Origin of the sequence: Streptomyces omiyaensis, from assembly GCF_014650895.1 — a bacterium.
Lineage (GTDB): Bacteria > Actinomycetota > Actinomycetes > Streptomycetales > Streptomycetaceae > Streptomyces > Streptomyces omiyaensis.
In genome coordinates, this window is the sequence record NZ_BMVV01000015.1 from 1 (window position 1) to 18,053 (window position 18,053).

General features: G+C 74.7%; 14 protein-coding genes and 1 pseudogene. 6 read left to right on the forward strand and 9 right to left on the reverse strand.

Annotated elements, in window-relative coordinates; all coding sequences use genetic code 11:
• A pseudogene (locus IE287_RS23400) lies at positions 1 to 1,035 on the reverse strand (RHS repeat protein); the annotation flags it as partial.
• A gap of 192 nt (positions 1,036 to 1,227) precedes the next feature.
• Here IE287_RS23400 and IE287_RS23405 point away from each other — a divergent pair.
• Positions 1,228 to 2,850, forward strand: coding sequence for a class I adenylate-forming enzyme family protein (locus IE287_RS23405; RefSeq protein WP_189851133.1), 1,623 nt, complete (start codon positions 1,228 to 1,230; stop codon positions 2,848 to 2,850).
• Here IE287_RS23405 and IE287_RS23410 read toward each other — a convergent pair.
• A complete protein-coding gene (locus IE287_RS23410) occupies positions 2,837 to 4,108 on the reverse strand; it encodes a M6 family metalloprotease domain-containing protein (RefSeq protein ID WP_189851134.1) in 1,272 nt (423 codons plus the stop codon). The two genes, IE287_RS23405 and IE287_RS23410, sit on opposite strands and share 14 nt — an antisense overlap.
• 269 nt (positions 4,109 to 4,377) lie before the next feature.
• On the opposite strand from IE287_RS23410, the gene IE287_RS23415 reads away from it, so the two are divergent.
• Together IE287_RS23415 and IE287_RS23420 are read left to right on the forward strand one after the other, a co-directional pair.
• On the forward strand, positions 4,378 to 5,058 hold the full coding sequence (locus IE287_RS23415; protein ID WP_229883671.1) for a TetR/AcrR family transcriptional regulator: 681 nt from the start codon (positions 4,378 to 4,380) through the stop codon (positions 5,056 to 5,058).
• Positions 5,059 to 5,199: 141 nt separating this feature from the next.
• Positions 5,200 to 6,741 (forward strand): MFS transporter, encoded by a 1,542-nt coding sequence (locus IE287_RS23420; RefSeq protein ID WP_189851136.1) that lies wholly within the window; start codon positions 5,200 to 5,202, stop codon positions 6,739 to 6,741.
• Positions 6,742 to 6,864: 123 nt separating this feature from the next.
• Here the strand turns inward: IE287_RS23420 and IE287_RS23425 are convergent, their stop codons facing one another.
• The gene (locus IE287_RS23425) at positions 6,865 to 7,371 is read right to left on the reverse strand and encodes a MarR family winged helix-turn-helix transcriptional regulator (RefSeq protein ID WP_189851137.1); all 507 of its coding nucleotides are present in this window, start codon (positions 7,369 to 7,371) and stop codon (positions 6,865 to 6,867) included.
• 98 nt (positions 7,372 to 7,469) lie between these two features.
• Here IE287_RS23425 and IE287_RS23430 point away from each other — a divergent pair, with 98 nt between their 5' ends.
• Entirely contained in the window at positions 7,470 to 8,258 is a 789-nt protein-coding gene (locus tag IE287_RS23430; RefSeq protein ID WP_189851138.1) for a dioxygenase family protein, read from the forward strand.
• Between the two features lie 54 nt (positions 8,259 to 8,312).
• Here the strand turns inward: IE287_RS23430 and IE287_RS23435 are convergent, their stop codons facing one another.
• Positions 8,313 to 9,323, reverse strand: coding sequence for a questin oxidase family protein (locus IE287_RS23435; protein WP_189851139.1), 1,011 nt, complete (start codon positions 9,321 to 9,323; stop codon positions 8,313 to 8,315).
• A 529-nt stretch (positions 9,324 to 9,852) separates the two neighbouring features.
• Between IE287_RS23435 and IE287_RS23440 the strand changes: the two genes are divergently transcribed.
• Positions 9,853 to 10,857: a sigma-70 family RNA polymerase sigma factor gene (locus IE287_RS23440; RefSeq protein ID WP_189851140.1), complete on the forward strand. Its 1,005-nt coding sequence runs from the start codon at positions 9,853 to 9,855 to the stop codon at positions 10,855 to 10,857.
• A 123-nt stretch (positions 10,858 to 10,980) separates the two neighbouring features.
• On the opposite strand, the gene IE287_RS23445 is transcribed toward IE287_RS23440, so the two are convergent.
• Complete coding sequence (locus IE287_RS23445) at positions 10,981 to 11,937, reverse strand: helix-turn-helix transcriptional regulator (RefSeq protein ID WP_189851141.1); 957 nt, start codon at positions 11,935 to 11,937, stop codon at positions 10,981 to 10,983.
• Between the two features lie 62 nt (positions 11,938 to 11,999).
• Here IE287_RS23445 and IE287_RS23450 point away from each other — a divergent pair, with 62 nt between their 5' ends.
• Positions 12,000 to 13,556 carry an MFS transporter gene (locus IE287_RS23450; RefSeq protein ID WP_189851142.1) on the forward strand — a complete coding sequence of 519 codons (1,557 nt, stop codon included), beginning with the start codon at positions 12,000 to 12,002 and terminating at the stop codon, positions 13,554 to 13,556.
• A gap of 199 nt (positions 13,557 to 13,755) precedes the next feature.
• Here IE287_RS23450 and IE287_RS23455 read toward each other — a convergent pair whose 3' ends face one another.
• From IE287_RS23455 to IE287_RS23470, 4 genes are all read right to left on the reverse strand, one after another.
• Positions 13,756 to 14,532, reverse strand: coding sequence for a DUF6227 family protein (locus IE287_RS23455; RefSeq protein ID WP_189851143.1), 777 nt, complete (start codon positions 14,530 to 14,532; stop codon positions 13,756 to 13,758).
• A gap of 142 nt (positions 14,533 to 14,674) precedes the next feature.
• A complete protein-coding gene (locus IE287_RS23460; RefSeq protein ID WP_189851144.1) occupies positions 14,675 to 15,796 on the reverse strand; it encodes a P1 family peptidase in 1,122 nt (373 codons plus the stop codon).
• A 15-nt stretch (positions 15,797 to 15,811) separates the two neighbouring features.
• Positions 15,812 to 16,990 carry a low temperature requirement protein A gene (locus IE287_RS23465; RefSeq protein WP_189851145.1) on the reverse strand — a complete coding sequence of 393 codons (1,179 nt, stop codon included), beginning with the start codon at positions 16,988 to 16,990 and terminating at the stop codon, positions 15,812 to 15,814.
• Between the two features lie 34 nt (positions 16,991 to 17,024).
• The gene (locus IE287_RS23470; protein ID WP_189851146.1) at positions 17,025 to 17,729 is read right to left on the reverse strand and encodes a sirohydrochlorin chelatase; all 705 of its coding nucleotides are present in this window, start codon (positions 17,727 to 17,729) and stop codon (positions 17,025 to 17,027) included.
• Positions 17,730 to 18,053: the final 324 nt, after the last annotated feature.

Genomic DNA, 18,053 nt, shown 5'->3' on the forward strand with positions numbered 1-18,053 from the left:
GGCGCGCTCGACGAACCCGGGGGCGTACTCCCAGCCCTCGCCGATCCACGACGACTGGTTGTTCGTCGAGGCCGTGCGGCCGTCGATGGCGGAGGAGTTGTAGGCGAGGGCGATCTTCGGGGTGAGCTCGCCGGGGACGGTGGGCACCCCGATCGGCACGGTCCAGCCGAAGCCGCCCGAGTTGCCGCCCGCCGACCACGAGCCCGACGGGGCCAGCGAGGTGGCGGTGAAGGAGCCGTCGGCGCCCGAGGTGCCGGCCGTCGCGGCCAGGACGGTGACGCCGGACGCCGCCGCGGTGGCCGCGGTGGGGGCCGCTGCCGCCGTCCTGGCGGTGCCGGACGCGGCGGCGCCGTCCGTGGCGGTGAGGGAGGCCCGGAGCGTGTGGGTGTCGGCGTCGTTCCGGGTCGCCAGGGGGGTCTGCTCGCGGCACTCGGCCCTGTCGGGCGTGGTGAGCGCGCACGCGGGCAGGGTCACCAGGCGCAGGCGGGAGGCCCAGCCGGCCCCGTAGGCGCCGCGGATGGAGCCGTAGTCGACCTCGACCTCGGTGCCGGCGGGCGCGCCGGTGGTGCCGGTGGTCCCGGGGCGCAGCGACACGAGGAGGCCCTCGACGCCGGCCCGCAGGGCGGTGGTGCGGTCCGCGACGGTCACCTTCACGGGGGCGGCCGCGCCGGCCTTCTTCGCGCGTGCGGCGGGCGGCGTGAGGCGGACGGGGAGTCCGCCCGCCGTGGTGGCGCTGGTCGTGCCGGGCCGGAGGGCGAGCTGCTCGGTGGCCGGTGCGGGCCAGGTGACGGGTGCGGCTCTCCAGGGTGGTGAGGGGGTGGGTCTTTTCCGGGAGCCGGTGGCGCGGAAGTCGGTCCCGTCGACGGATTCGGCCTTCTGCACGGGCGGGACGCCCGGCTGGACGAGCGGTGCGACGGGCATGGCCCAGGACGGCGCGGAGAGCAGTGAGATGCCCAGCGCGACGGAGAGGGCTCCGACGAGTCCCGTCCTCGTCCGGTCGGTGAGACGTTTTCCGGGACTACCGGAAAAAAGCATGAGTGAACCGCGGCGGTACTTTATGGGAATCCCCACCCTGTGCATGTGTTCGGCGAGTTGATCAGGGGGCATCCAAGCGCTGCGCGGCGAGAGGCGACAAGAGGTGGATTGAAAGGTGGACCGAATACGTCAGATGCGTATTCAATCGGAATTCTGAGATCCGTTTTATGTGTCGGTGCGAGGAGGGGCGGGATGCGGAGCCTGGTGGCCGAGGGCGCGCCGTTCGAGGTGCGGGGCGGGGTCTACGTGGGCGGGGCGAGGACCCTGCGGGAGTTCGTCGAGGTGGTGTGGGGGTACGGGGACCGCCCGTTCCTGGTCTCCGAGGCGGGGACGGTCGGCTACCGGGAGTTCTTCGACGCCGCGTGCGGGCTGGCCCGCCGGCTGGTGGGGGAGTACGGGCTGCGGCGCGGGGACCGCGTGGTGATCGCCATGCGGAACCTGCCGGAGTGGCAGGTCGCCTTCTGGGCCGTCCAGCTCGCCGGGCTCGTCGCCGTGCCGCTGAACGCCTGGTGGACCGAGGACGAGTGCGCGTACGCGCTCGACGACTGCGGGCCGGGGCTGCTCCTCGTCGACGGGGAGCGGGTGCCGCGGGTGCGGGCCTGGGCGCGGCGGGCCGGGGTGCCGGGGATCGTCTTCCACGGGGAGGCGGAGCCCGGCTTCGCGGCGTACGAGCCCGACACCGATCCCTTCGCCGGGCCGCCCGGCGTCGAGGTGCTGCCCGAGGACGACGCCACGATCTTCTACACCTCGGGGACCACCGGGCGGCCCAAGGGGGCCGTCGCCACGCATCTCGCGCAGGCGGGTGCGGCCGTCCACCCGCGGTACTTCGCGGCCCGCGCGGCGCTGGTCCGCGGGGAGCGGCCGGGGGGCGGGGCGCCGATCGTGTCGCTGACGACCTTCCCGTTCTTCCACGTGGCCGCCTTCACCTCGCTGTACGCGGTGATGGCGGGGGGCGGGACGCTGGTCATGATGCGGAAGTGGGATCCGGCGCGGGCGCTGGAGCTGGTCCGGGAGCACCGGGTGACGCACTACGCCGGGGTGCCCACCACCGCGCTGCAGCTGCTCGCGCTCGCCCGGGAGACCGGTGACCCGCTGGAGACCCTGACGCTGCTGAGCACGGGCGGGGCCGCCGCGCCGCCCGGGATCACCCGGGGGCTGGCGGAGGGGTACGGGGAGCGGATCGAGCCCCGGAACGGGTACGGGCTCACCGAGACCTGCGGCGGGGTCCTCGCCCACGTGGGGGCCGAGTACCGCGCCCTGCCCGGCAGCGTCGGGCGGCCCTCGCCCGCCACCGAGGTGCGGATCGAGGCGCCCGGCGAGGACGGGGTCGGCGAGCTGTGGCTGCGGGGGCAGTCGCTCTTCCGCGGCTACTGGCGGGACGAGGCCGCCACCCGCGCCGCCTTCGCGCCCGGCGGCTGGTTCCGGACCGGCGACCTCGCGCGGGTGGACGGGGAGGGGCGGGTCACGGTGGTCGACCGGCTCACCGACATGGTCGTCCGGGGCGGCGAGAACGTGTACTGCGTGGAGGTCGAGGGGGTGCTCCAGGACCATCCGGACGTGCTCGACGCCGCCGTGCTGGGGGTGCCGCACCCGCTCCTGGGGGAGGAGGTCGGCGCGGTCGTGCGGCTCCGGCCGGGCGCGGCGGCCGGCCCGGAGGGGCTGCGGGCGCACGTCGCCGCGCGCCTCGCCGCCTTCAAGGTGCCCGCGCACGTCCTCGTACGGGACGGGGAGCTGCCCCGGAATCCGGCGGGGAAGCTCCTCAAGGGCCCGCTGCGGGAGCTCCTGGCCGGCTCCGGCCGGGTCAGTCGCGGCTGACGCGGACGCGGAAGCCGCCCGTCGCGTCCTCGTCCACCACGCCTATGCGGATGCCGTTGGCGCGGTCGGTGAAGGTCTCGCCGGGGCGGAAGGGGGCGTCGGAGAGTTCCGCGTGGACGTTGGGGCGGCGGGTGCAGCCGCCGCTGGCGTGGTCGCTGTCGGCGACGGTGACCGGGCCGTGGCCGGTGTCGACGTCGGTCTCGACGCGGTAGACCAGGACGCCCGGTTCGCAGACGGCCTCGTCGTTGCCCTCGCGGGTGCGCACCTCGACGGCGTAGCCGGTGGTCTCGGAGAGCGGCACGAAGACGAGCTTGGGGCCGCCGGCGACGGCCAGCGGGGTGAGCAGGTGCTCGCTGCTGCCGGTGGCGGAGGCACAGCGGATCTGGTCGTTGTCGAGCCAGCCGAGCTTCCACTTGTGCCAGCCGAGCAGGTCGTTGTTGGCCCCCCAGTCCTCGGACATGATGTCCCAGTGGCCGACCGTGCCGCCGCCGTCGGCGGTGTACAGGTCGGGGAGGCCGAAGACGTGCCCGTTCTCGTGGGGGAGGACGCGGTAGCCGGTCTCGGCGAAGCTGCCGGAGCCGTCGTCCTGGCGGCTGTAGACGAAGGACGTGTTGGCGAGCGGGACGCCGTCGGCGTAGGGCGCGTCGGCGTTGCCGGAGAAGGTCACGGACAGGACGGTGTCCAGGGCCGAGGGGCCGGCGTTCGGCGTCACCAGGATGTTGACCAGGTCGTAGGCGCTGAAGTCGACCCTCGGGTCGGCCGCCTTCACGATGTCCTCGACGAAGGAGCGGTACCCCGGTTCGTACGGGGCGCCGCGCTCGATGCCGTACGAGGAGAACGGCCGCGGCATCCGCAGCCAGTCGGGTATCGGCGTCTCGGCCTCGTAGTGGAGCCGGCCGTAGGAGCTGACCCGGAACCAGTCGGCGGTCTGCGGGAAGAACTCGCGGAAGCGGGCCGTGGCGGTGCCCTCGCCGGGCGCGTCGGGGAAGTCGACCATCAGCGTGAGGGCGCGGACCCGGCCGGTGGAGCGGGCGTACCCGGGGGCGGTCGGCAGCCCTTCCGACATCTGCACGCCCATGGTCGTGGCGATGCGGCACGGTCCGAGCCGGGTGGTGTCCGGCGCGGCGGCCACCGGGCCCGCCGAGGCCGGGGCGGGCCCGGGGAGCGTGGTGCTCGCCGAGACGAGGACGGTGAGCAGGAGGGCCGCGGTCGCCGCGAGGGCGACCGGTCTGCGTATCCGCCGGCGGGTGTGCTGCATGCGGTCGCCTCTCCGGTCGGGGCCAGGTCAGCGGCGTGGTGCCGCGCGATCAGCCTGTGCGGAGCGGTGCGGGGGCGCGCGCCGGGTGGACCGATCGTGGGTATCCGGCGACACGGCGTGCATGTGAGCCAGGTCACAGTTGGAGGCGAAATAACCGGGGATTCCTTCCCCGTTCAGGAGAGAGTCCGACGAAGTGGGGAGAGTTTCCCCGGATGGCTCCGCGAGGCCGAGAGGCGCGGGGAGCCGACAGTGGCCGAGGAGGTCGTGGCGTGATCCGCACCGACGGTGGAGTCCCCGCGGAGGGCGCGGACCCGGAGCGCCCCGCGCGCCGGGTGCCCCGGCCGCGCGCCGACGCCGTGCGCAACCGCGAGCGGCTGGTGGCGGCGGCCCGCGAGATGTTCGTGGAGTTCGGCTGTTCCGTGCCGTACGACGAGATCGCGCGCCGGGCCGGAGTGGGCAACGCCACCCTCTACCGCAACTTCCCCGAGCGGCCCGGGCTCGTCCACGAGGTCGTCCTCTCGCTCCTCGCCCGGCTCACCGAGCGGGCCGAGCGGGCGGCCGCCGAGGAGACCGACACCTTCGCCGCGGTCCGCCGCTTCGCGCTCGCGGCCGCCGACGAGCGGGTCGGCGCGCTCTGCCCGATGCTCGACGGCACCTTCGACAAGGACCACCCCGACCTCGTCGTCGAGCGCGAGCGCCTGGAGGAGGCCGTCGAGGGCCTCGTCCGGCGGGCGCAGGCGGCCGGCCGGCTCCGCGCCGACATCGGCGTCGGCGACCTGATGGTCGGCGTCTCCCAGCTGACCCGGCCGCTGCCGGGCACCGGCTGCGAGGCCTTCGCCCCCTTCGTCCACCGCCACCTCCAGCTCTTCCTCGACGGCCTGGAGGCCCCCGCCCGCTCCGAGCTGCCGGGGACGACGGCGACCCTGGGGGACCTGAGACGCGACGCGTGACGGACCCGCGGTCCGACCCGATCACTTCCTTCCGGAAGCCCTCGGCGCCCTCCCGGAGGCCTTCGCGGCCCTCCCGGAAGCCCCCGCGGCCTTCGTAGAAGCCCTTTTTCCTCCCTTACGCACCAAGAGGTGGCTCCCGCCATGCCCGAAACCGCCGAGACCGCACGGTCGACGGCCGCCGTCCAGCCCGACCCCGGCCGCTGGAAGGCACTCGTCTTCATCGCCCTCGCCCAGCTGATGGTCGTGCTCGACGCGACCATCGTGAACATCGCCCTCCCCTCCGCCCAGCAGGACCTCGGCATCTCGGACGGCAACCGGCAGTGGGTCATCACCGCCTACGCCCTCGCCTTCGGCGGCCTGCTGCTCTTCGGCGGCCGCATCGCGGACCTCTGGGGCCGCAAGCGCACCTTCGTCGTCGGCCTGATCGGCTTCGCCGCCGCCTCCGCCCTCGGCGGCGCGGCGACCGGCGAGGCCATGATGCTCGGGGCCCGCGCGCTCCAGGGCGCCTTCGGCGCGCTGCTCGCGCCCGCCGCGCTCTCGCTGCTCGCGGTGACCTTCACCGACGCCAAGGAGCGCGCCAAGGCCTTCGGCATCTACGGCGCGATCGCCGGTGGCGGCGGCGCCGTGGGCCTGATCCTCGGCGGCTTCCTCACCGAGTACCTGAACTGGCGCTGGACCTTCTTCGTCAACATCCCGTTCGCGATCGTCGCCGCCGTCGGCGCGTACCTGGTGATCCGCGAGCCGGCCGGCGGCCGCAACCGCTCCGCGCTCGACATCCCCGGCGTGATCCTCTCCACCCTGGGTCTGGTCGCGCTCGTCTACGGCTTCACCCGCGCCGAGTCCGAGGGCTGGAGCGACGCCGGCACGATCGGCATGTTCGCGGCCTCGGTGGTGCTGCTCGGCGCCTTCGTCCTCGTCGAGGCGAAGGTGAGGAACCCGCTGCTGCCGCTGCGCGTCCTCACCGACCGCAACCGCGGCGGCGTCTACCTCTCGCTCGGCCTCGCCGTCATCGCGATGTTCGGCCTCTTCCTCTTCCTCACCTACTACCTCCAGGTCGTGAAGGGGTACTCGCCGGTCAAGACGGGCTTCGCGTTCCTGCCCATGATCGCGGGCATGATCATCGGCTCGACCCAGATCGGCACGCGGCTGATGACCCGGGTCCCGCCGCGCCTGCTCATGGCCCCCGGCTTCCTGACCGCCGCCGTCGGCATGCTGCTCCTGACCCAGCTGGAGGTCGGCACCTCCTACGCGGGGCTGATCCTGCCCGCGCAGCTGCTGCTCGGCCTCGGCATGGGCACCGCCTTCATGCCGGCCATGTCGCTCGCCACGCACGGCGTGGACCCGAAGGACGCCGGCGTGGCCTCCGCGATGGTCAACACCTCGCAGCAGGTCGGCGGCGCCATCGGCACGGCCCTGCTGAACACGATCGCCGCCTCGGCGACGACCGCGTACCTCGTCGACCACGCGGCCGGCGCGACCACCCCGGCCGCCCGGAAGCTGCTCCAGCTCCAGGGCATGGTCGAGGGCTACACCGCCGCGATCTGGTGGGCGGTCGGCATCCTGGCCGTCTCCGCGGCCATCGCCGCGGTGCTGATCACCACGGGGAAGCCGGAGACGGGCGTGGTCGCCGGTTCCGGCGCGGGCTCCGAGGACGAGGTGAAGGTGCCGGTCATCGCGCACTGAGCCCGGAGCCGCGGGGGCCGGTGCCGAGGGCCGGGGACTGCTGCCGCCTCCAGCCTCCAGCCTCCGGCCCCCCGCCTCGGGCCTCCCGCCCCGGCCCTCCCGCCCCGCCTGCCCTGGTTCCGCTCAGCGGAGCCAGGGCAGGTCCGCTTCCGGGTCCGTCGGCTCCAGGCCCTCCGCCATCACCCGCATGATCGCGCCGAGCTGTTCGACCTGCTCGGGGGCGAGCCGGTCGAACATCGCCTGGCGCACCGCCGCCACGTGCCCGGGCGCGGTCCGCCGCAGCACCTCCATGCCCTCCTCGGTGAGCCGGGCGAACTGGCCGCGCTTGTCGGAGGGGCACTCCTCGCGCCGCACCCAGCCGTTCTTCTCCAGGCGCGCGACGGCGTGCGAGAGGCGGGAGCGGGTGATCTTCGCGCTCTTCGCGAGCTCGGTCATGCGCAGCCGGCGGCGCGGTGCCTGGGAGAGCTGGACGAGGAGCCCGTAGTAGACGTGCGGCATGCCCGCGTCGCGCTGCAACTGGCGGTCGAGGTGATCCTCCAGGAGCGTGGTCGCATGGAGGTACGAGCGCCAGACACGCTGTTCGTCGTCGTTGAGCCAGCGCGGTTCGGTCGTGTCTCCCATGGTGTCCATCGTACGACCCATTCTTGAAAGTTGAACTATGTAGGTTTACGCTGCGAGCATCGAGCTTGAAGTTTCAAGGACTTCTGCCGGAGGAGGAGGCCGTCACCATGGACGCCACGCTGGAACGGATGCCCGCGCTCTACCTGTCCCACGGCGCGCCCCCGCTCGCCGACGACCCGGTCTGGCCCGGCGAGCTCGCCGCCTGGTCGGCCGGACTGCCCCGCCCCCGGGCGATCCTCATGGTCTCCGCCCACTGGGAGGAGGCCCCGCTCGCCCTCGGCGCCACCGAGACGATCCCGCTCGTCCACGACTTCTGGGGCTTCCCCGAGCACTACTACCGGGTCCGGTACGACGCCCCCGGCGCGCCCGCGCTCGCCGAGTCCGTCCGCAAGCTGCTGCGCTCGCCGGGCACCCCCGTCCAGGACATCCCCGACCGGGGCCTCGACCACGGCGCGTACGTGCCGCTCGTCGAGATGTACCCCGGGGCCGACATCCCGGTCCTCCAGATCTCCATGCCGACCCTCGACCCGCGCCGGCTCATGGACATCGGCCGCAGGCTCGCCCCGCTGCGGGACGAGGGCGTGCTGATCGTCGGCAGCGGCTTCTTCACCCACAACCTCGCGGCGCTCCGGCACACCGGCGGCGGCGTGCCGGGCTGGTCCGCCGAGTTCGACGCCTGGGGGCACGAGGCCCTCGCCGCCCGCGACGTGGACGCGCTGCTCGACTTCGAGCGCAAGTCCCCGGCCGGCCGCCTCGCCCACCCCCGCACGGAGCACTTCGCGCCGCTCTTCGTCGCCATGGGCGCGGCCGACGCCGCCGGCGACCTCGACGCCGAGCGCTCGGTGATCGACGGCTTCTGGATGGGGCTGGCGAAGCGCTCGGTGCAGTTCGGCTGAGCGGGCGGCGGGGCGGGGGCGGCTGACGGGACCGGCGGAGCGGGGCCGGCGGAGCTATCCGTACGCCGGCGGGTTCAGCTCCACCGAGCGGACGGCGGCGGCCAGCGCGAGCGCGCCGCCGACGTCCAGCGCCGTGTCGGCGAACTTGATCGTGTGGTCGTCGCCGTGCGCCGCCGCCCGGGCGAAGACCTCCTCCGCGGTGAGGCCGGCCGGCGCGTACGGAGCGGCTTCCCGCGGCGCGTACGCGGCCGTCACCGCCGCCGAGGCCGTCCAGGCCGCCGCCAGGCTCGGCGCCCACAGGGCGCGGGGCAGGGCGGGCAGGGTCCGCAGGACGGCGTTGGGCGCCGTCGCCGCGTGCACCAGCATGATCGGCTCGCCGTGCCCGTGCGTCGCGTACCGGTGCACGGCCGCCGCCACCAGCTCCTCCAGCCGCTCCCGCGCCGCCTCGGGCCCGGTCTCCGCGCCCCAGGCGGGGAAGCCCGTCAGCTGCGCGAGCCGCTCCCGGATCCCGCCCTCCTGCCGGGGGACGGGCGGTACGGCGGCGAGCGCGGCGGCCGCGTCCGGCGCGGCGGCCAGCGGGGCGAGCGCGGGCAGCGGCCGGTGCCGGGCCGCCCAGTACCCGAGGGCGTGCGCCAGCTCCGCCCGCCGCGGCCCCGTCTCCCCGCCCGGCGCCAGCAGGGTCCGTACGGCGTGCCCGGTGCGGATCACCGGATGGGTGGCGCCGCCCGCGATGCCGGGCAGCAGCCGCGGCCACCACTCCGCCAGCACCTCCCGCCAGGGCCGGTCCGCCAGCTCGCGGGCGAAGTGGCGCGTCCAGTCGGTGATCCGGACCGGGTCGCCGAGCGCCTCCCGCCAGTTCGCGGCGGTGACCGGGGCGTACGGGGCGGGCGCCTCCTCCAGCTTCGGCGCGTACGCGTCGAGCCAGCGGTGCACGCCGGCGGCGTGCCCGTGGCGGGCCAGCGCCTCCACGGCCATCGGCGCGTGGTTGGTGAGCCAGCCGTTCCGCTCGGGTCCGGTGGTGTGGAGCCGTTCGAGGGCCTCGTCGAGGATGCCGGTGGTGTCCATGGACCGGACGGTAGGGCGGGGGAGGGGCGGGCCGTAACGGGCCCGGGACCTACACCGCGGGGCGGACCCGCGCCTCGGTCGCGGGTCGAGGTCGTGGGTCGAGGCCGTGGGCCTCGGCCGCGGGTTGAGGTCGCTGCGACCGGGTACGAGGGGGCGGCGGTGCGGGCGCCCGGCGGGTGAGGCCGGGGGCGGGACCGAAGGGCGGGACCGAGGGATGAGACGGGAGGTGGCCGAGGCAACTTCACGCCACCGCCCGGCGTCGTAGAAGGAGAAGGGCGGACGGCCCATCGGTGTGACGGCCGTCTCACCGACAGTGCGGTCGGGGAAGGCCCGGAAGGCCGCTCGGCAGGCTCTGACCTGCGGATCCGCGTCGGCGACGAGCCGCCGGACGGGGCGGCGGCGGCGCAGGATACTGCATGATCGCGAAAATCCTGAGTCTCCTGGGAATTCTGTCCCGATTCCGGTCGTTGTTTCCGTCGGATGCAGGGCACCCGAAAGGTGTCGCGACCTACTCAGCAAGGGAGCACGCATGGCAACCCGTGCCGTCGCCCGTCGTCAGTCCGCCGCCAAGAGCGGGGACGGCCGGGCAAGCAGCGTTCGCGTCGTGGGCGGGGAGATCGCCGACCGCGACCTGGTCGGCATGTACCTCGACGAGATCGCGCGCACGCCCCTGCTCGACGCCGCCAAGGAGGTCGAGCTCTCCCAGACCATCGAGGCGGGCGTCTACGCCCAGCAGATCCTCGACGGCGAGGTGGAGGAGACCGGGGCGGGCGGGGCGACCCGCGAGGAGCTGGAGGTGCTGGCCGCCGAGGGCGAGCGTGCCAAGGACCTCTTCATCAAGTCCAACCTGCGGCTCGTCGTCGCCGTGGCCCGGCGCTACCCGCGCAGCGGCCTGCCCCTGCTCGACCTGATCCAGGAGGGGAACGCGGGCCTGGTGCGCGCCGTCGAGAAGTTCGACTACGCGAAGGGCTTCAAGTTCTCCACGTACGCCACGTGGTGGATCCGCCAGGCCATCACCCGGTCCATCGCCGACCAGTCCCGCACCATCCGTCTCCCCGTCCACCTGGTGGAGGAGCTGGGCCGCATCCGCCGGGTCCAGCGCGAGTTCAACCGCGAGCACGGGCGCGAGCCGGAGCCCGCGGAGGTCGCGGAGGAGCTCGGCTCCACGCCGGAGCGGGTCACCGACGTCCTCGACTGGGCGCGCGACCCGGTCTCGCTCAACATGTCGGTCGACGACGAGGGCGAGACGCAGTTCGGCGACCTGCTGGAGGACACCTCGGCGATCTCGCCGGAGCAGTCCGTCCTCACGCTGCTGCGGAGCGAGGAGCTCGACGACCTCATCGACAAGCTCGACCACCGCACGGCGTCCATCATCCGGATGCGGTACGGGATCGAGGACGGGCGCGAGCGGACGCTGACGGAGGTCGGCAAGGAGCACGGGCTCACGCGCGAGCGCATCCGCCAGATCGAGAAGCACGCGCTGCTGGAGCTGAAGAAGATGGCCCGCGACACCGGCTTCGACGCGGTCGCCTGACCCCCGCCCCTCCCCGCGGGCGGCGCCCCCCACCGGGCCGCCGCCCGTGCCCCGCACCCGCGTCCGGCGGAGGTGCCCTCCGCTGCACCTCCGTGGGGCAGGCGCCCCGCAGGGCGATGGGGGTCAGGCGAGGGCTGTGGCCAGGCGGGTGGTGAGGGCCTGGAGGTGCGTGCGGAGCGCCTCGGGCGCATGCACCTTGAAGGGGACGTCGAGCATCGCCAGCCGGATGGCGAGCCATTCGACGGACTCGGGCACCCGCCCCCGCACCCGGCACGTGTCCTCGCCCGTGGCCACCGGCGCCAGGTGCGCCGGCAGCCGTCCGGCGACCGTCTCCGCGGACGCCCCGAAGGTGACGTCCAGGTCCAGTTCCCCCTGCGCCCGCGCCATCGAGCGCGCGAGGTACGCCGCCTCGTCGCCCTCCGGCAGCTCCCGCGGCGTGAAGCGCGCCCCGGTCGCGAGCGGGTCGGTGATCCGGTCGACGCGGAAGGTCCGCCAGTCCTCCCGCCCCAGGTCGTACGCGACGAGGTACCACCGCCGGCCCGTCGACACCAGCCGGTAGGGCTCCACGAGCCGCTTGGACTCGGCGCCGTCCCCCGCCCGGTAGCTGAAGCGGAGCCGTTCGCGGCCGGTCACGGTGCCCGCGAGGGCCGTGAGGGTGGAGGGCGCGACGGTGGCGCCGTCGCCACGGGTCAGCGGCAGGGTCGCGTTCTGCAGCGTGGAGACCCGGTGCCGCAGCCGCGCCGGGAGCACCTGCTCCAGCTTGGCCAGGGCCCGCACGGACGCCTCGTCGACGCCCTCGATGGCGTGCCCCGCGCCGGCCCGGAGTCCGACGGCGATGGCGACGGCCTCCTCGTCGTCGAGGAGCAGCGGGGGCATGGCCGTGCCGGCGACGAGCCGGTAGCCGCCGATCGCCCCCTTGGTCGCCTCGACGGGATAGCCGAGGTCGCGGAGGCGGTCGATGTCGCGGCGGATCGTGCGCGCGGAGACCGAGAGCCGGTCGGCGAGCTCGCTGCCGGGCCACTCGCGCGGGGTCTGGAGGAGCGAGAGCAGAGTGAGGAGTCGTGCCGGGGTGTCCGTCATGCACGCCATCATGCGCCGGAATTAGGACGTAACCCGACCTACATCACTCCTATGGTTCTCCTATGAGCGCACACGAGACCGACGCCGCCACGGGGGCGGACAGCAGCACCGCGGGGGACAGCAGACGCTGGATCGCCCTGGCCATCGTCATGACGGCCGCCTTCATGGACCTGGTCGACGCCACGATCGTGAACATCGCGATCCCCAGCATCGAGCACGACCTGGGCACCACGACCACCGCGATCCAGTGGATCACCGCCGGCTACGCGCTGGCCTTCGCCGCCGGCCTGATCACCGGTGGCCGCCTCGGCGACATCTACGGCCGCAAGCGGCTCTTCCTGTTCGGCACGGCGGGCTTCACCGTCGCCTCCGCGCTGTGCGGTCTCGCCGCCAACCCGGAGATGCTGGTCGCCTCCCGCCTCCTCCAGGGCGCGGCGGCGGCGATGATGGTGCCGCAGGTGCTGTCGATCGTGCACGTCACCTTCCCGGCGCACGAGCGCGGCAAGGTCTTCGGTCTCTTCGGCGCCATCGTCGGTCTCGGCGCGGTCTCCGGACCGCTGCTCGGCGCGCTGCTCACCGAGTGGAACATCGCGGGCCTGGAGTGGCGGCCGATCTTCCTGATCAACCTGCCGGTGGGCATCGCCGCGCTGCTGCTCGGACGGAAGTACATCACCGAGTCGAAGGCGCCGAAGGCACTCCGGCTCGACCTGGTCGGCGTGGTGCTCGTCACGGCCGCGCTGCTCCTGCTGATCTACCCGCTGACGCGCGGCCGCGAGCTGGACTGGCCGCTGTGGGGCCACCTGATGATGGCGGCCAGCCCGCTGGTCTTCGGCGTCCTGGTGGCGTACGAGCGGTACAAGACGAAGAAGGACGGGTCGCCGCTGGTCGAGCTGTCGCTGTTCCGCGTGAAGTCCTTCGCGGCCGGCATCGCCGTGCAGCTGACCTTCGGCATCGTGCTCGGCATCTTCTTCCTGGTGTGGACGCTCTACATGCAGCTCGGCCTCGGCTGGAGCGCCCTGCGGGCGGGCCTGACCGGGGTGCCGTTCTCGATCGCCGTCTCCATGGCGGCGGGCCTGTCGGTGCAGCTGCTGGTGCCGCGCTTCGGCCGCAAGGTGCTCCAGACCGGCGCGCTGACGATGGGCGCGGGCATCCTGCTCTACTTCTTCGTCGCCGGACGGTACGGGGCGGAGATCACGTCCTGGCAGATGGTCCCCGCGCTGGTGGTGATGGGCCTCGGCATGGGGCTGATCGTGGCGCCGCTGACCGACGCGGTGCTGTCGGAGGTCCCGAAGGAGCACGCGGGTTCGGCCTCCGGTCTGATCAACATGACCGGGCAGATGGGCAACGCGATCGGGCTCGGCCTGGTGTCGGTGGTCTTCTTCGGCACCTTCGACGAGGAGCGGCTCCAGCGGGCCCCGCAGGAGATCACGACGGCCTTCACGGAGGCCTTCCGCAACTCCCTCGGCTGGGCCGCGGTGGTCCTCGCCGGGATCTTCCTGGTGATGTTCGCCCTGCCGGCCAGGCCCAAGCAGCACCTGGAGGGCGGCGCGGGCGAGGACGACGGCACGGCCGGGGACGGCCCCGCGCCGCTGGAGAAGGAGCCGGCGCTCACCTCCTGAGCCTCCGGTCCTTCTCCTGGCCGCCGAGTCTCCCGGGCCTCGGACCCTGAGCCCTCTGGGCTCCCCGGGCCTCCTGGGCCTCCGGGGGCGGTTCCCGGCGAAGTCTCCGGGCCCGCCCCTCCCCGCACGACCGCCTAAGGGCCCCGGTCTTCCGACCGGGGCCCTTCGGCGTGCGCACGGGCCGCCGCCCGGCAGCGGCTCAGCGGACCCGGGAGCGGGCCTCCATCGCCCCGCGCGCCGCGGCCTCCGTCTCGTACACCTCGCACATGTGCCGGCCGTCCGGGGTGGCCGTGTGCTCGACCTCCCAGAGGCTCAGCTCGGTGCCGTCGAGCAGCAGGAACTGGTGCTCGTAGAGGGTGAATCCGGCCTCCCGGCCGCCCTCCACGGGGCAATGACGGCCGAACACCTGGGTGATGTGGTGGGCGAAGGCGATCCGCAGCCTGCGGGCGGTCCGCTCGGCGGGCCGGTCCTCGTTCTCCGCACGGCGCAGCACGCGGCGGGCGTGGTCCGCCGAGTTGTCCGGCACGTACATCCGGGGCTGGGCGGGTATCGGGCGGGCCAGCAGGGCGCCCAGCGCCGCCAGGTCGTCGTCCTCGTCGGCGGGCCGCCCGTCGGTCCGCTCCACGGTCCACTCGGGCAGCGGGCCGGCCGGCAGCCGGGAGGCGGCCAGCCGGGCCTCCGTCTCCTCCGCGTACAGCTCGTGCTGCTCGGTGCCGTCCCGGCCCGCGTTGTGCACGAGCTCCCAGAGGACGAGGGCGCTGCCGTCGGACAGCAGATAGGCGTGGCGGTAGGTGGCGCGGTGCAGCGAGGAGCCGTGGTGCGAGGAATGCAGCGCGGTGGAGTGGGCGAGCGCCGACTCCAGGCGCTCCACCATCGCGTCGGGCAGGTCGAAGGAGTTGAGCGCCCGGCCGAGGAGCCGCTCGACGTGCGTCTCGGTCGTCTCGTACGGATCGAGGTGATCCCGCGGATCGTTCAAGAGGGTCTCCAGGCCGTCGCCGCATGTCACTTGGTGCTTGCTTAACGTAGTCCCTGGGTCCGACAACGGGGTCGGGGTTACGGAAAACGAGGGACCGGCGACGGAAGTTCCCGGCTCCGGCGCACCCCCGACTCCCGTGCCGTCAGCGGGAGTACGGGGCGGCGGGCGAGGCGTGCGGCCGGTCGTACAGCTCCCCGTACGAGGGGAAGTCGCCGCCCGGGCCGCGCAGGCCCCCCGGGGCGGCGAGGACCGCGCGGACGATCGCCCGGGTCACCAGGTCGGCACCGGCCGCCAGGATCCCGTTCAGCGCGAGCGGCCCCGGCTCCGACGGCAGCTCGCGGGCCCCGGTGGCGAGCGCGAAGACCGTGTCGCCGTCGTTCATCAGGTGCACCGGCCGGATCGCCCGGGCGATGCCGTCGTGCGCCGTGCCCGCCACCTTCTGGGCCTGGGCGCGGGTCAGCGCGGCATCCGTGGCGACCACCGCGAGGGTCGTGTTCAGCGGGGGCCGGACGGAGGCGGCGCGCGCCTCGGCGAGCCGCCGGACCGCGGCCTCGTGCACCGCGCGCGGCGGGCGGTCCGGCCACCCCTCACGGGCACCGCCGGGGCCCCCGCCGACGGCCGCGGCGTCCTCGAAGAAGCCGCCGTACAGGACGCCGGTCGCCGGGTCGACGGCCGAGCCGACCGCGTTCACCACCACCAGGGCGGCGACCGTGATCCCGGACTCCAGGCGGAGGCCCGCCGTGCCGACCCCGCCGCGCATCCCGCCGACGACCGCCCCGGTGCCGGCGCCGACCGCGCCCGTCGCCACGCGCGCGTGGTCCCCGGACGCCGCCGCGGCCTCCACGGCGGCCCGGCCGGTGGCCGCGTCCGGGCGGGCCGCGAAGTCGCCGCCCCGGCCCAGGTCGAAGACGCAGGCGGCCGGCACGACCGGCACCACGTGGGACGGGTGGGGGCCGACCCTGACCCCGCGCCGGCGCTCCTCCAGCCAGGCCATCACCCCGGCGGCGGAGTCCAGGCCGTAGGCGCTGCCTCCGGTCAGGACGAGGGCGTCGATCCGCTGGACCACGTTCCTCGGGTCGAGGGCGTCCGTCTCCCGGGTGCCGGGACCTCCGCCGCGCACGTCCACGGCGGCCACCGCGCCGCCCTCGGGGGCGAGGACGACCGTGGTCCCCGACAGGGCCCGGGGGCCCGCCACGCGCGCGTGGCCCACCCGGACGCCGGGCACGTCGGTGAGGCCGTCGGGGGAGAGCAGCTCTGCCGTCATGCCCCCCTTCCTACCTCAGGAGGCGCGGCCCGTCCCGGTGGCGGGAGCGCGTGCGGCGAGCGTCACGCCGACCGCCACCGCGGCCGCCGCCACCAGGCCCGCCGAGAGCACCGCCCAGCCGCCCGCGAAGGAGCAGAGCAGGATCGCGAGCGCCGCTCCCGGCAGCACCGCCTGCTGGGCGAGGCCGACCTTGAAGTAGCGGGCGTGCAGCAGCCACACCGACAGCAGGAACACGGCCGTCGGGATCGTCACCGAGGCGGAGGCGGCGAGCGTGCTGATGTGGGCCTTGCCGACGGCCTGCTCCACGGCGATCTCCAGGCCGGCGCCGATCGCCGCCGCCGACATGAAGATCACGAAGTGTCCGTACCCCCACAGGAAGCCCTGCCGGCTGTCCGTCAGCCGGTCGTGCGCCGGGACGACGAAGTAGATCCACCAGGCGGCGAAGACGATGAGCAGCCCGCCCGCCGCGATCGGCAGCAGCTCGTTCAGGGCGTCGTTCTCGACCACCCCCGACTTCACCGCCACGGTCGCCGCCGCCACCGACTCGCCGAGCACGATGATCGTGAACAGGCCGTACCGCTCCGCGATGTGGTGCGGGTGCCAGGTGCTGGGCGCGTCCTTCTCCGCGTACACCGGCACCGCGAGCTCCGCCAGCGCCATCACCAGGAAGACCCACGGCAGCGCCCCGTCCGGCACGAACAGCAGCGACAGCCAGCCCAGCTGCACCGTCAGCACCCCGCCCGCGTACCGGCGGCACATCGTCCGCTCCTCCGCCGACGCCGCGTGCCGGGCGGCCCGCAGCCACTGCGAGGCGAGCGCCACCCGCATCACCAGATAGCCGAGGTAGACGACGAGGAAGTCGTGCTCCTCGAAGGCGCGCGAGACCCCGGCGGCCAGGATCAGCACACCGGCGATCTGCACCAGCGTGATGACCCGGTAGAGGACGTCGTCGTTGTCGTAGGCCGAGGCGAACCAGGTGAAGTTCATCCAGGCCCACCAGATGGCGAAGAAGACCATCGCGTAGTTCACGACGCCCTCGCCCGCGTGCCCCTCGGCGACCGCGTGCACGAGCGCCGCGCCCGCCTGGGCGACGGCGACCACGAAACACAGGTCGAAGAAGAGCTCCAGGGGCGTGGCGGTCCGGTGCGACTCCTCGCGGGAGCGCGCGGTCAGCGGCAGGAAGGGTTGTGTCATGGGGCCAGCACAGCAGAGCCCGCCCCGGGGCCCCTCAAGCCACGCGGAGCGGTACGGCCTCCGGGAGCCGCGCCGCGGCCTCGTGGCGGGCCGCCACCAGCCGGGCCAGCCGCGGATGGTCCGCCAGCGGCGCGGACACCGCGTGCGCGTCCGGCAGCGCCGCCAGGGCGCGGGCGAACCGGCCCGGCGCCAGCAGGTGGGCCGCGACCGCCACCCGCCGGAAACCCGCCGCACGCGCGCGTGCCACCGCCTCCTCCGGAGAGGGCGACGCGGCCGAGCAGTACGCGACGGTCACCGGCACCGGCAGGAGGAGCCCCAGCTGCTCCGCCGCGGCGAGGGTCCCGTCGTTCCCGGCCGGGCGGGACGAGCCGGCGCCCGCGACGACGACGGCGTCCGCGGGGGCGCCCGCCGCGCGCTCGGCGGAGCGCAGCCGGTCGTACAGCGCCAGCGACACGGCGCGCTCGCCCGCCAGGGACGGCGTCACGACGCACGCGAAGCGCCGGGCGACGGCCGGCACGTCCACGGTGCGGTGGTAGCCGTCGCCCAGCAGCAGCGGCACCACCACGGCGCCGGGGCGGCCGGCGAGCACGTCCGGCAGGGACGGCGTCCGGTGGTCCAGGTACGCGACGGTGACGGGCGCGGGGGTCAGGGCGCGGACCCCCGCCGCGAGGCGCTCCACCGCGGTGGCGGCCTCCGGCAGTCCGCTGCCGTGCGCCACCACCACGACCTCCCGGACCATTCCGCTCTCCTCTCTCCACGGACCCCCGTCGCCCTGCGGGACGCCTGCCCGCACGGGGCTGCGGCGGAGGGCCCCGTTTCCGCGGGGCGCGGGCCCCACGGGGTACGGCGGAAGGCGCCGCCCCACCGGGCGCGGTGCGCGCACGCGGGGGCGCGGTACGGCGCCCCGTCCCGTCGGGGGCCGCGGGGGCACGCGGGGCGCGGCAGGCGGTGCCGTTCGCCGCGGGCTCCCGGGGTGCACCGGCCCGGGAGTCGCGGCGGGGGCGGCCGACGGCGGTGTCGTGGCGCCGACGGCCCGTGGTCTCCACGCTACGGGACGCGCACC